The sequence below is a fragment of the Actinomadura madurae genome, assembly GCF_900115095.1.
In the GTDB taxonomy this organism is placed as follows: domain Bacteria; phylum Actinomycetota; class Actinomycetes; order Streptosporangiales; family Streptosporangiaceae; genus Spirillospora; species Spirillospora madurae.
On sequence record NZ_FOVH01000003.1, the window covers coordinates 676,759 to 690,013 of the forward strand.

Consider the following 13,255-nt stretch of genomic DNA (forward strand, 5'->3'; position numbering starts at 1 on the left):
CACCTCGCCGAAGGCGTTGTGCGCACGTGCGAGCACCCGATCAGGCGGCCAGCAGATCCCGCAGGAGGCGTTCCCGGATGCCGGCGTCCTCGCCCTCCGGGAGGTGCCACGGGCAGGCGACGCTCAGCGCGGCGACGCGGCCCGTGGCCATGATCCGGCGGACGGACTCGACGACCGTGTCGCGGGAGGGGCCGCCGCCGACCGGGAACTTGAGTCCGGGCAGGTCACCGGCGTCGATCACGTCCACGTCGACGTGCAGGACGATCGGCCCGGCGGGAAGGTCCACGTCCTCCACGCCGCAGCGCCGCACCTTCGACGACGCCAGGAAGTCCGCCTCCGCCGGGTCGAGGTCGCGGGCGTCCACCAGGACGGCGCGCTCCTCCGGCAGCGGGCGCAGCCCCAGCCGGTCGGCCAGAAGGCCGGAATCGGCCCCGAGGATCTGCCGCAGCGGCATCCCGCCGATGTAACCGGACGTCGAGCTCCGCACCGTGTGGACGTCCCCGTGCGCGTCGAACCAGACGATGGACGCGTCCACCCCGGCCTTCTGCACGCCCGCGAGGACCGCCTCGGCGGTCAGGCAGTCGCCCGACACCACCAGCGGCCGCGAACCCCCGCCGACCTGGTCGGCGACCTCGGCCGAGACCAGCTCGAACAGCGCGCCGATCCGCTGCCACACGTCGCCGTCCGGCAATTCCCGCGTGACCGGGATGACGTCCGGGCCGGGCACCGGGAAGGAGGAGTCGGGAAGTCGCTCGTCCTGGTGGTACGGCACCAAAGTGATGGTCATGCCGCCAACAGTAGAAGGCCCCGCCCGGTATTCCGAGCGGGGCCTGGAACAGGGGGTCAGCGCTTCCTGCCGCCCGCGGTCGCCTTCAGGTAGTCGTGGTTCAGGCGGCCGATGACGTCCAGCGGGATGCCCTTCGGGCAGGCGGCGGTGCACTCGCCGGTGTTGGTGCAGCCCCCGAAGCCCTCCTCGTCGTGGGTCTCCAGCATGGACACGACCCGGTCCCAGCGCTCCGGCTGGCCCTGCGGCATCAGCCCGAGGTGGGTGACCTTCGCGCCGAGGAACAGCGCGGCGGAGCCGTTCGGGCAGGCCGCGACGCACGCGCCGCAGCCGATGCACTCGGCGGCCTCGAACGCGCGGTCGGCGTCCGGCTTCGGGACGGGCGTCGAGTGCGCCTCGGGCGCGGTGCCGGTCGGGGCGGTGATGTAGCCGCCCGCCTGGATCATCCGGTCGAACGCCGACCGGTCGACCACCAGGTCCTTGACCACGGGGAACGCCTTGGCACGCCACGGCTCGACGTCGATGACCTCGCCGTCCTCGAACTTGCGCATGTGGAGCTGGCACGTGGTGGTGGCCCGCTCCGGGCCGTGCGGGGTGCCGTTGATGACCAGCGAGCACATGCCGCAGATGCCCTCGCGGCAGTCGTGGTCGAACGCGACCGGCTCCTCGCCGGACGCGATGAGCTTCTCGTTGAGGACGTCCAGCATCTCCAGGAACGAGGCGTCGGGGGAGACGTCGTCGAGCTTGTACTCGACCATCCGCCCCTTGTCCTGGGGGCCGCTCTGGCGCCAGACGCGCAGTGTGAGCTTCATGATTACCTGTACGACCTCTGTTACTTGTACGAGCGCTGCGTGGGCTTGACGTACTCGAAGTTGAGGGCCTCCTTGTGGAGGACGGGCCGCGCGCCCTCCCCGGCCCATTCCCAGGCGGCGACGTAGCCGAAGTTGTCGTCGTCGCGCTCAGCCTCGCCGTCCTCGTCCTGGCTCTCGGCCCGGAAGTGGCCGCCGCAGGACTCGGTGCGGTGCAGCGCGTCGATGACCATCAGCTCGGCCAGCTCGAAGAAGTCGGCGACGCGGCCGGCCTTCTCCAGCTGCTGGTTCAGCTCCTCGCCCCGGCCGGTGACCTTGACGCGCGTCCAGAACTCCTCGCGCAGCTCCGGGATGAGGCCGAGCGCCTTGCGCAGGCCCTCCTCGGTGCGCTCCATTCCGCAGTACTCCCACATGATGTGGCCGAGCTCGCGGTGGAAGGAGTCGACGGAACGGTCCCCGTCGACGGACAGCAGCCGCTCGATCCGGGACCGCACCCGCTCCTCGGCCTCGCCGATCGCCGACTCCGACACCGGGGAGAACGGGTTGCGGGCGATGTAGTCGCCGATGGTGTTCGGCAGGACGAAGTAGCCGTCCGCCAGCCCCTGCATCAGCGCGGACGCGCCGAGCCGGTTCGCGCCGTGGTCGGAGAAGTTGGCCTCGCCGATGACGAACAGCCCGGGGACGGTGGACTCCAGGTCGTAGTCGACCCACAGGCCGCCCATCGTGTAGTGGACGGCGGGGTAGATGCGCATCGGCGTGTCGTACGGGTTCTCGCCGGTGATGCGCTCGTACATCTCGAAGAGGTTGCCGTACTTGGCCTCGACCTTGTCGCGGCCGAGCCGCTCGATCGCGTCGGCGAAGTCGAGGTAGACGCCGAGCCCGCCGGGGCCGACGCCGCGTCCCTCGTCGCAGACGTTCTTCGCCGCGCGGGACGCGATGTCGCGCGGCACCAGGTTCCCGAAGGAGGGGTAGATGCGCTCCAGGTAGTAGTCGCGCTCGTCCTCGGGGATGTCGCCGGGACGGCGGGAGTCCCCGGCCTTCTCCGGCACCCACACCCGGCCGTCGTTGCGCAGCGACTCCGACATCAGCGTGAGCTTCGACTGGTGGTCGCCGCTGACCGGGATGCACGTCGGGTGGATCTGCGTGTAGCAGGGGTTGGCGAACAGGGCGCCGTGCCGGTGGGCGCGCCAGGACGCGGTGACGTTCGAGCCCATCGCGTTGGTGGACAGGAAGTACACGTTGCCGTAGCCGCCGGACGCCAGCACGACCGCGTCGGCGGTGTAGTGCTTGATCTCGCCGTTGATCAGGTTCCGGACGACGACGCCGCGCGCCCGCCCGTCCTCCATGATCAGGTCGAGCATCTCGTGCCGCGGGTACAGCTCGACGTTGCCGGCGTCGACCTGGCGCATCAGCGCCTGGTAGGCGCCGAGGAGCAGCTGCTGGCCCGTCTGCCCGCGGGCGTAGAAGGTGCGGGAGACCTGCGTCCCGCCGAAGGACCGGTTGTCGAGCAGGCCGCCGTACTCGCGGGCGAACGGGACGCCCTGCGCGACGCACTGGTCGATGATGTTCCGGGAGATGTCGGCGAGGCGGTAGACGTTGGACTCGCGCGAGCGGAAGTCGCCGCCCTTCACCGTCTCGTAGAACAGCCGGTACACGCTGTCGCCGTCGTTGCGGTAGTTCTTGGCGGCGTTGATGCCGCCCTGCGCGGCGATCGAGTGGGCGCGGCGCGGGGAGTCCTGGAAGCAGAACTGCTGGACGTGGTAGCCGGCCTCGCCGAGGGTGGCGCCGGCCGAGCCGCCCGCCAGCCCCGTGCCGATGATGATGATCTTCTTCTTGCGCTTGTTGGCCGGGTTGACCTGCTTGGCCTCGAACTTGCGGGTCGTCCAGCGGTCCTCGATGGCGCCCGCCGGGGACTTGGCGTCGGCGATCGGCTCGCCGGTCGTGTAGAAGCCGTCACTCATGTTCAGCTCACCCATCCGAAGGTGATGGAAAGGGGGACCGAGATGAAGCCGAGCGTCACCAGCGCGGCGACCGTCCCGGCGAGGCTCCGCAGGGCGCGCTCGCTGCGCGGGGTCCGCAGCCCGAGCGTCTGGAACGCGCTCCAGACGCCGTGGTGGAGGTGCAGCCCGACGAGCAGGACGGCGACGACGTACCAGACGGTGATGTACCAGCGGGACGGGTCGAAGTCGGCGACCATCCGCTCGTACGGGGTGGCGTCGCCGCCCTTGGGGTTCACGACGAAGAACGTGAGGTCCAGGAGGTGCCAGACGATGTACACGGCGATGATGACGCCGCCGTACCTCATCGTCCGGGTGGCATAGCCCTGCGCGTGCGACTTCTTCTTCGACCGGTACTTGACGGGACGGGCGGCGGAGGCGCGGCGCGCGAGCGACACCGCCGACCACATGTGCAGGACGACCGACGCCCCGAGCACGACCTCGATGAGCGTCAGCACCGTACGGTGCGGCACCGCGGGCTCGCCCATCGTGCGCAGCCAGTGCGCGTAGTGGTTGAAGTCCTCCGCCCCGAGGAAGATCTTCAGGTTCCCGATCATGTGCAGGATCAGGTACAGCACGAGCACGCCGCCGGTCACCGCCATGACGGCCTTCTTGCCGACGGTGGATCGGTAGATCGCAGGTATCGCTATAGCCACGGCCTGCACGCTATGTCCGGTTCGGCGATTCTTTCCAAGTCACCAGGACACTCGTTGCGATAGCCGCAGGCTATGCACACAAGCAGGCCGGGGCTTGTGGCCGTTCCGTGACGTCTGCCCAGGTGAGAGACTTCACAGGCGGTGCGGGAACCCTCCCGGACAGTGATCCAGAAGACATTGACGGAGGTCGGCGGCGTGTGGTCGGCAGGTGTGCCGGGGCCGCCGGGTCAGAGCTCCCCGGCCTCCGCGGCCTCCGCGCGCCGCGACAGCAGCAGGACGGCGAGGTCGTCGGTCAGGGCGTCGCCGTTGAGGCGCTCCACCTCGCCCACCAGCTCGTCGATGAGGCGGCGTCCCGTGGCGCCCTTGCCGCGCGCCGCGCGGGCGAGGCCGGTGAGGCCCTCGGTGCCGAGCCGTTCGGAGCCGGGGCCGACCCGTCCCTCGATCAGGCCGTCGGTGTAGAGCATCAGGGCCCATGACTCGCCGAGGTCGATCTCGGTGGTCGGCCATTCGGCGCCGGGCACCAGGCCGAGCGCCGGGCCGTGCGCGTAGTCGGGCAGGGCGGTGACCTCGCCGCCGGCGCCGGGCGCCCCGCGGAACAGCAGCGGGGCGGGGTGGCCGGCCAGGTGCATCCGCGCGGTCCGCCGGGACGGCGCGATCGTGATCATGCAGAGGGTGGTGAAGATCTCCTCGCTGCGCCGCTCGTGGCCGAGGACGGTGTCGAGGGTGCCGAGGAGCTGCTCGCCGGTGTGGCCGGCGAGGACGAGCGTCCGCCAGGCCATCCGCAGCTGGACGCCGAGGGCCGCCTCGTCGGGGCCGTGCCCGGCGACGTCGCCGATCATCAGGTGGACCGCGCCGCCGTCGGTCTGCACGGTGTCGTAGAAGTCGCCGCCGAGCAGCGCGCGCCGCCGGCCGGGCCGGTAGCGGGTGTGGTGCCGCAGCGACGGGTCGTCGATGAGCGGGACGGGCAGCAGCCCGCGCTCCAGCCGCGCGTTCTCCCGGCCGAGGATGCGGGCCTCGACGAGGCGCCGCTCGGTCTCCTCCGAGCGCTTGCGCTCTATGGCGTAGCGGATGGCGCGGGCCAGCAGCGGCGCGTCCACCTCCTGCTTGACCAGGTAGTCCTCGGCGCCCGCGGCGACCGCCTGCACGCCGAGGTGGGCGTCGTCCAGGCCGGTGAGGACGACCACGGCCGCCGTGCCGGAAAGGCCGAGCACCTGCCGGAGCGCCTCCAGCCGGTCGATGCCGGGCGTGGACAGGTCGACGATGATGCACTGGGTGCGCCGGGTCAGCGTCCGCGCGGCGGTGGCGAGGTCCTGCGCGACGGTGATGCCCGCGTCCATGCCGCTCTCGGCGAGCATCTTCTCGACCATGAGGACGTCGGAGGGGTCGTCGTCGATGAGGAGCAGGTCGATCCTGTCCTCGGTCCCCGGCGTGAAGGGATGAGTCTGATGGCTGATGGTGCTCACAGGGCTTCCGGAAAGTCGGGCTGGCGACGGCACTGGCAACGGCCGTGGCGATCCGCTTTATTCCTGCGGCGGCAGGGGAGCGGTACCGGCCGCGCCGGGGCAGCGGCATCGGCCTAGCCGCCAGGGTCCCGGCTCAAGGAGCGGAGTGGGGCTCGCTCCGTACGAGCTTGACCTTAGCGTGTCCGCGCGGCGTGCCGCACCCCCTGGGCGCATCCGTGGACGAGTTTTCGGACTGACCGGAATTGGATCCGCCCTGCTGAAAAACCAGTCGAGATTCCGGCGATCCGCTGCATAACCTTCGACGCGTGAAGCCGTTGCCGGAGAAAGATCCTGGCGGCCCCGACCACACCACCCCAGCCCGCTACCTGCTGTGGCTGCTGCGCGTCCAGTGGCGCAGCGTCACCGCCGGCGCGGCCCTCGGCGTGGTGTGGATGCTCAGCCAGGCCCTGATCCCCGCCGCCGTCGGCCGCGCCATCGGCGACGGCGTCGCGGCGCGGGACGAGCGCGCCCTGGTGACGTGGGGCGCCGTCCTGGCCGGGCTCGGCGTGGTGCAGGCCGTGGCGGGCGCCGTCCGCCACCGGTTCGCGGTGTTCAACTGGCTCGCCGCGGCCTACCGGACGGTCCAGCTCGTCACCCGGCAGTCCACCCGGCTCGGCGGGACGCTGCCGAAGCGGGTGAGCGCGGGCGAGGTGGTCAGCATCGGCCTGTCGGACGTGTCGCACATCGGGGACGCCCTGGACATCATCGCCCGCGGGTCGGGGGCCGTGGTCGCGATCGCCGCCGTGACCGGCATCCTGCTGACGACGTCGCCGCCGCTCGGGCTGATCGTGCTGGTCGGCGTCCCGCTGATCCTGGCGGTCGCGGCGCCGCTGCTGCGCCCCTACCGCGAGCGGGAGCTGGCGCACCGGGAGCTGGTCGGCGAGCTGAGCACGCACGCCACCGACCTCGTCGCGGGCCTGCGGGTGCTGCGCGGCATCGGCGGCGAGGCGCTGTTCTCCGGCCGGTACCGCGCGGAGTCGCAGCGGGTGCGCGCCGCGGGGGTGGCGGTCGCGCGGGCCGAGACCCGGATGAACGGCGCCGAGGTGCTGCTGCCGGGCCTGCTGATCGCGCTGGTGACCTGGGTCGGCGCCCGGTTCGCCGCGCGCGGGACGATCGGCGTGGGCGAGCTGGTCGCGTTCTACGGCTACGCGGTGTTCCTGATCGTGCCGCTGAAGACCCTCGGCGAGGCGGCCGGCAAGATCACCAAGGGGCTGGTCGCGGCCGGCCGGGTGACCGCGCTGCTACGGCTCGACCCCGAGCTGCCGGACACCGGGACGGCCCGCCCGGCGGCGGGTGCCGAGCTGGTCGACATCGCCTCCGGGCTGGTCGTGCGGCCGGGCCGGGTCACCGCGATCGCGGCGGCCGACCCGCGCGACGCGCAGGCGATCGCCGACCGGCTGGGCCGCTACCGGGACGGCGACGTCGACTTCGGCGGCGTCTCGCTGCACGACGTCGCCGACGTCCGGAAGCGGATCCTGGTCGCCGTCAACGAGGACCGCCTGTTCTCCGGGCCCCTCGCCGAGACGCTGGCGCCCGGCGGTGACGAGGCGACGCTGCGGGCGGCGATCCGGGACGCCTGTGCGGAGGACATCGTCGAGGCGGTCGGCCTGGACGCCCACGTGGTCGAAGCCGGTCGGGAGTTCTCGGGAGGCCAGCAGCAGCGCCTTCGCCTAGCGCGGGCGCTCGCCGCCGACCCCGACGTCCTCGTCCTGGTGGAGCCCACCAGCGCGGTGGACGCGCACACCGAGGCCCGCATCGCCGACAGGCTCGGCCAAGCGCGCGCGGGCCGTACCACGGTGGTCTGCACGACCAGCCCGCTGATGCTGGACCGTGCCGACCACGTCGCCTTCGTCCAGGACGGCCTGGTCGTCGCGGAGGGACCCCACCGCGACCTCCTCCAGAGCGAGCCGCACTACGAGGCGACCGTCACCAGAGGAGAAGCGACCTCCAGAGAAGAGACCGCGGAAAGGGCGGGAACGTGAGTGCCGAGACACTGCCGGTCGCGACGACCGCGCAGGTGCGGGCGTATGCGCGGCGGCTCGTGCTGCGCCATCCCCGAGCGCTGGCCGGGGTGCTCGTCCTGCACGCGCTCGCCGCCGTGACCGGGCTGGTCACCCCCCGGCTGCTCGGCGCCCTCGTCGAGGACGTCAGGGACGGCCGGGCCGACATCACCGCGATCGGCCTGGCCATCGCCGCGTTCGTGGTCGTGCAGGGCGTGCTGACCCGGTACGCCTACCTCGCGTCCGCGAAACTGGGCGAGCGCGTGCTGGCCGAGCTGCGGGAGGAGTTCGTCGACCGCGTCCTGGCGCTGCCGCTGTCCACCGTCGAGCGCGCGGGCACCGGCGACCTCGTCACCCGCGCGTCCCGCGACGTGGACACGCTCAGCACGTCCGCCCGGTACGCGATGCCGGAGACCCTCGTCGCCATCGTCGTCGGCGGGTTCACCGTCGGGGCGCTGCTTCTGAACGGGCCGCTCGTCGCGCTGCCCGCGCTGGTCGCCGTCCCGATGCTGTGGGCGGTCATGCGCTGGTACCTGCCGCGCGCCCACCAGGGCTACCTGCGGGAGAACGCGTCCTGGTCGCAGATCGCGGACGGGCTGACCGAGACCGTCCAGGGCGCCCGGACGGTCGAGGCGCTCGGCCTCGCCGACCGCAGGCACGAGCGGGGCGACGCCGACATCGCGCGGTCCTACAGGGCCGAGCGATACACCCTGCGGCTGCGCATGGTGCTGTTCCCCGCGGCCGAGATGGGCTTCGTGCTGCCCATCGTGTCGACGCTGCTGGTCGGCGGCTTCCTCTACATCCACGACATGGCGACGCTCGCGCAGGTGACCGCCGCGACCCTGTACGCGCAGCAGCTGATCCAGCCGGTCGACACGGTGCTGTCGTGGCTGGACGAGCTGCAGCTCGGCGGCGCGTCCCTGGCCCGCCTGCTGGGCGTCGGGAACGTCCCGCCGGACCGCGAGCCCGGCGGGCGCGTCCCCGACGGGGAGCGGCTCACGGCGCGGGACGTCCGCTACTCCTACCGGCCGGGGCAGGACGTCCTGCACGGCGTGGACCTCGCCCTGCGGCCCGGTGAGCGGCTGGCGATGGTCGGGCCGAGCGGCGCGGGCAAGTCGACGCTCGGCCGCCTCCTCGCCGGGGTGGACGGCCCGCGCTCGGGGTCGATCACCCTCGACGGCGACGCCGGCGCGGGGGCCGGCGGCGTCTCGCTGGTGGAGCTGCCGCTGGACGACCTGCGCGGCCACGTCGCGCTGGTCACCCAGGAGCATCACGTGTTCCGCGGCACGCTGCGCGAGAACCTCGTGATGGCCCGCGAGGGCGCGTCCGACGAGGAGATCGGCCGGGTCCTCCGGGCGGTCGACTGGGACGGCCCCGGCCTCGACACGGTGGTCGGCTCGGGCGGCGAGACGCTGACGCCCGCGCAGGCGCAGCAGCTCGCGCTGGCCCGGCTGGTCCTCGCCGACCCGCACACGCTGGTCCTGGACGAGGCGACGTCGCTGCTCGACCCGCGCGCCGCCCGCCGGCTGGAACGCTCGCTCGCCGCCGTCCTGGACGGCCGCACCGTCGTGGCGATCGCGCACCGCCTCCACACCGCCCACGACGCCGACCGCGTGGCGGTGGTGGAGGACGGCCGCATCACCGAGCTCGGCACCCACGCCGAGCTCATCGCCGCCCGGGGCTCCTACGCCTCCCTATGGAGCTCCTGGCACGGCGGCGAGACCTGCGCTAGGTGAGATTCGATTCGAGGAACTGGACCTGTGCGTACAGGAGGTTCTCGGCGACGACCTCCTGCGGGGTCATGTGGGTGACGCCCGACAGCGGCAGGACGGTGTGCGGGCGTCCCGCCGCGAGGAGGGCCGAGGACAGGCGCAGCGTGTGCGCCGCCACCACGTTGTCGTCGGCGAGGCCGTGGATCAGCATCAGCGGGCGCTTGAGGTCGGCGGCCCTCTCGATGAGGGAGTTGGCGGTGTAGTTGTCCGGCTCCTCGTCGGGGTGGCCCAGGTACCGCTCGGTGTAGTGGGTGTCGTACAGCCGCCAGTCGGTGACCGGGGCGCCCGCGATGCCCGCGTGGAAGACGTCCGGGCGGTGCAGGACGGCCAGGCCCGCGAGCCAGCCGCCGAACGACCAGCCCCGGATCGCGACGCGGTCGAGGTCGAACGCGGCTGGGTGCACGCGCGCCGCCTCGATCAGCGCCGTGATCTGGTCCTCGATGACGGGCCCGACGAAGTCGCCGCGGACGGCGCGGTCCCAGGCGGGGCCGCGTCCCGGCGTGCCGCGGCCGTCGGCGATCACGACGGCGAAGCCCTGGTCGGCGAGCCACTGCGCCTCGCAGTACATGCGCTGGACGGCGAGGACGCGCTGCGCGTGCGGCCCGCCGTAGGGGTCCACGAGGACGGGCAGGCGGCCCCGGCCCGGCTCCCACCCGGACGGCAGCAGCACCGCGGTGCGGATCTCGCGGTCGCCGGAGCGCAGCAGCTCCACCCGCGGGGTGATCACGGGGGTCTCGGCGAGGGAGGCGACGGGGTGCGTGCCGGACGGCGTGCGCACCTCGACCTCCGAACCGGGCCGGTCCAGCCGCGCGCCCGAGACCACGGTGACGCCGCCGGAGCGGGTGCCCCCGAACACGCCCCGCCCCTCGGTGAGCCGGGTCACGTCGGGCGCGTCGAAGTGGTAGTCGAGGGAGTAGAGGTGGATCTCGGTGGACTCCTCCGAGGCGGTGAAGAGGATGGACTCGCCCTCCACGCCCAGCACGGCGCGGACCTGGAGGCCGCCGGGCGTGACGGGGTGCCCCGCGACGGTGATCCGCCGCGTGTCCGTCCCGGGGTCCTCGGTGATCCAGACGAGGTCGCCGGACTGCGTACGGGCGGGCAGGCCGGGGACGATGTCGGTCCACACCGGGTCGTGCTCGTTGTGCAGGAGGGTCGTCTCCCCGTTGGACGGGTCGACCTTCAGCACCCGCTGGGAGCGCTGGTCGCGCGGCTGGACGACGACCAGCAGGCCGTGCCGGTCCCAGGACGCGGTGACGACGTAGGGGAACTCGCCGCGGTCCCACGCGACGGCGACGCGCCCCCCGTCGACCTTGAGCAGCACCAGCGACACCAGCGCGTTCGGCGTGCCGGCCGCCGGGTAGGCGATCTCGGACGGCGGCCGGTCGGGGTTCGCGGGGTCGGCGATGTGCCACCGCTGCACCGGCGTCTCGTCGACCCGGGCGACCAGCAGCGTCCCGCCGTCGGGCGACCACCAGTGGCCGCGCATCCGGCCCATCTCCTCGGCCGCGACGAACTCGGCGAGGCCGTAGGAGACCTGGTCGGACTCCGGCTGGACGAGCGCCCGGTCGCCGGTGCCGTCCATCTCGATGAGCCGCAGCGTCCGCCCCGACGCGTACGCGACGCGCCGGCCCGCGGGATCGGGGCGCGCGTCGAAGACCGGCGGCCGGGCCGGCAGCTCCCGGACCAGGCCGGTGTCCAGGTCGGCGACGTGCAGCCGCCCGCCCAGCGTGAAGACGGCCTGCCGCATGGCCTGGTCGGTGGCGTACCCGACGATCCCGCCCGCCTGCTCGCGGGCGCGTTCCCGCCGGGCCCGCTCCTCGGCGGGCAGGTTCTCCTCGCCGGGGACGTCCAGCGCGGCCGGGTCGGCGACGCACCTCTCCTCGCCGGTCGCGGTGTCCAGCGTCCACAGGCAGGTGACCGGGTCGTCGCCCGCCCTGGTGCGCAGGAACGCGACGCGCGACTCGTCCGGCGCGATCTGGAAGGCGCGCGGGACGCCGAGGCTGAACCTGCGCGTGCGGGCGCTCTGCCGCGGATAGCTGATGCTCATGGCATCCGAGTCTGCCAGGACGGTGCGGAAGTACGGCGCACGGCGGTCTCCTGCCTCTATGATCACGGGTCGTCGCGTGGTGGACGGGGAACGACCCGTGCCCGGGTCCGCGCTCGCGTAAGCTCAAAGCTTCCCCAAGCACTTTTGTCGTCGCGGCGGAGGAGTGGTCAATGCCGGAGCTGCAGCCGGGAGATCCCCGGCGGCTGGGCTCGTACGAGATCGTCGAGCGTCTCGGCGAGGGCGGCCAGGGCGTGGTCTACGCCGGTGTGGACGCCTCCGGGAACCGTGCCGCGATCAAGCTCCTGCGCGCCGACCTGGCCGGGGACACGATGGCGCGCAACCGGTTCGTCCGCGAGGCGCAGGCGGCCAAGCAGGTCGCGCGGTTCTGCACCGCGCAGGTGCTGGAGGCCGACGTCGCCGGCGACCAGCCCTACATCGCCAGCGAGTACGTGCCGGGCCCGTCGCTGTACAAGCAGGTCACCGAGACCGGCCCGATCAGCGGCGCGCCGCTGGACCGGCTCGCGATCGGCACCGCGACCGCGCTGGTCGCGATCCACCAGGCCGGCATCGTGCACCGCGACTTCAAGCCGCACAACGTGATCATGGCTCCGGACGGGCCGCGAGTGATCGACTTCGGCATCGCCCGCGCCCTGGACACCGGGCAGACGAACGCGACCAAGGCGATCGGGACGCCGTCCTACATGGCGCCCGAGCAGGTGGCGGGCGCGACGCTCACCGAGGCCGTGGACGTGTGGGCGTGGGCCACCACGATGGTGTTCGCGGCGACCGGGCACCCCCCGTTCGGCGACGACACCGTCGTCGCGGTCATCAACCGGGTGATGCACGAGCCGCCGTCGCTGGAGGGCGTCCCCGCCGACCTGCACCGGCTGATCGCGGCGTGCCTGGTCAAGGAGCCCGAGCGGCGGCCCACCGCGCAGCAGATCATGATGGCGCTGATCGGCAGCGGGCCGGGCGGCTCCGGGCAGACCAGGATGGACGACCCGGCGCAGGCCACCACGATGCTCGCGGAGGGCTCGACGCTCGCCGCGGGCGGCCTCGCGGGCGCCGGCCTCGCGGGCGCCGCCACGCACCCGGGCGGCGGGACGCGCCGGGTGTCGCCCGCCGAGTACACCGGGAACCTGCCGCCCGCGCGGCCCCCGGCCCCGCCGGGCCGCGGGACGCGCGGCCGGTACGACGACTGGGAGCCCGAGCGCAAGTCCCGGTGGCCGATCGTCGCGGCGGTGGCCGCGATCGCCGTGCTGGCGCTCGTCGTCGGCGTGTTCGCGGCGACCCGCGGCGGCGACGACCCGAACGCGCCCACGACGCCGACGGTGAGCGACTCCCCGACGGTCTCGGATTCGCCGACGGACGAGGAGCCCGAGGAGCCCACGCCGACCCGGACCCGGACCCGGCAGAACACGCCGCCTCCGAACACGTCCGCCCCGACCGAGGAGCCGCCTACCACGGAGGAGCCGCCGACCCCGCCCCCGACCACGGAGGAGCCCCCGACCACGGAGGACCCGCCGACCGGTGGCGGTTGAGGCGGCGGAGGCCCCGGTGGCGGCGGTGGCGGCGGTGGCGGCGGCACGACGCCCCCCGGCGGAGGCGACTGAGCCGGGCCGGTGACGCTTCCGCGATACGCGGGGGAGGGCGGTCATCGCCGCGATGCCGCGCCCTGAGTAGGCTCG

9 protein-coding genes are annotated in these 13,255 nt (G+C 73.2%); 3 read left to right on the plus strand and 6 right to left on the minus strand.

Translation table 11 applies throughout. The annotated features are described in order from the left end of the window. Positions 1-40: 40 nt before the first annotated feature. From BM339_RS12545 to BM339_RS12565, 5 genes are all read right to left on the minus strand, one after another. A complete protein-coding gene (locus BM339_RS12545) occupies positions 41-787 on the minus strand; it encodes an arginase family protein (protein WP_075020906.1) in 747 nt (248 codons plus the stop codon). Positions 788-843: 56 nt separating this feature from the next. After that, complete coding sequence (locus BM339_RS12550) at positions 844-1,596, minus strand: succinate dehydrogenase/fumarate reductase iron-sulfur subunit (RefSeq protein ID WP_021594277.1); 753 nt, start codon at positions 1,594-1,596, stop codon at positions 844-846. 20 nt (positions 1,597-1,616) lie between these two features. After that, positions 1,617-3,554, minus strand: coding sequence for a fumarate reductase/succinate dehydrogenase flavoprotein subunit (locus BM339_RS12555; protein ID WP_075020907.1), 1,938 nt, complete (start codon positions 3,552-3,554; stop codon positions 1,617-1,619). A 2-nt stretch (positions 3,555-3,556) separates the two neighbouring features. Next, complete coding sequence (locus BM339_RS12560; RefSeq protein WP_024934118.1) at positions 3,557-4,246, minus strand: succinate dehydrogenase cytochrome b subunit; 690 nt, start codon at positions 4,244-4,246, stop codon at positions 3,557-3,559. Positions 4,247-4,473: 227 nt separating this feature from the next. Beyond that, positions 4,474-5,709: a PP2C family protein-serine/threonine phosphatase gene (locus tag BM339_RS12565; protein ID WP_021594274.1), complete on the minus strand. Its 1,236-nt coding sequence runs from the start codon at positions 5,707-5,709 to the stop codon at positions 4,474-4,476. Positions 5,710-6,014: 305 nt separating this feature from the next. On the opposite strand from BM339_RS12565, the gene BM339_RS12570 reads away from it, so the two are divergent. Both BM339_RS12570 and BM339_RS12575 read left to right on the plus strand, forming a co-directional pair. Further along, positions 6,015-7,730: an ABC transporter transmembrane domain-containing protein gene (locus BM339_RS12570; RefSeq protein WP_075020908.1), complete on the plus strand. Its 1,716-nt coding sequence runs from the start codon at positions 6,015-6,017 to the stop codon at positions 7,728-7,730. Beyond that, positions 7,727-9,484, plus strand: coding sequence for an ABC transporter ATP-binding protein (locus BM339_RS12575; protein ID WP_021594272.1), 1,758 nt, complete (start codon positions 7,727-7,729; stop codon positions 9,482-9,484). The genes BM339_RS12570 and BM339_RS12575 overlap by 4 nt, the downstream gene beginning before the upstream one ends. Here the strand turns inward: BM339_RS12575 and BM339_RS12580 are convergent. Then, complete coding sequence (locus BM339_RS12580) at positions 9,477-11,567, minus strand: S9 family peptidase (protein WP_024934117.1); 2,091 nt, start codon at positions 11,565-11,567, stop codon at positions 9,477-9,479. The two genes, BM339_RS12575 and BM339_RS12580, sit on opposite strands and share 8 nt — an antisense overlap. A gap of 170 nt (positions 11,568-11,737) precedes the next feature. On the opposite strand from BM339_RS12580, the gene BM339_RS12585 reads away from it, so the two are divergent. Next, on the plus strand, positions 11,738-13,108 hold the full coding sequence (locus tag BM339_RS12585; protein ID WP_075020909.1) for a serine/threonine-protein kinase: 1,371 nt from the start codon (positions 11,738-11,740) through the stop codon (positions 13,106-13,108). Positions 13,109-13,255: the final 147 nt, after the last annotated feature.

Coding starts and splice junctions, on each gene's coding strand:
- BM339_RS12545 (WP_075020906.1), bottom strand. CDS start 787: ATGACCATCACTTTGGTGCCGTACCACCAGGACGAGCGACTTCCCGAC.
- BM339_RS12580 (WP_024934117.1), bottom strand. CDS start 11,567: ATGAGCATCAGCTATCCGCGGCAGAGCGCCCGCACGCGCAGGTTCAGC.
- BM339_RS12585 (WP_075020909.1), top strand. CDS start 11,738: ATGCCGGAGCTGCAGCCGGGAGATCCCCGGCGGCTGGGCTCGTACGAG.
- BM339_RS12555 (WP_075020907.1), bottom strand. CDS start 3,554: ATGAGTGACGGCTTCTACACGACCGGCGAGCCGATCGCCGACGCCAAG.
- BM339_RS12550 (WP_021594277.1), bottom strand. CDS start 1,596: ATGAAGCTCACACTGCGCGTCTGGCGCCAGAGCGGCCCCCAGGACAAG.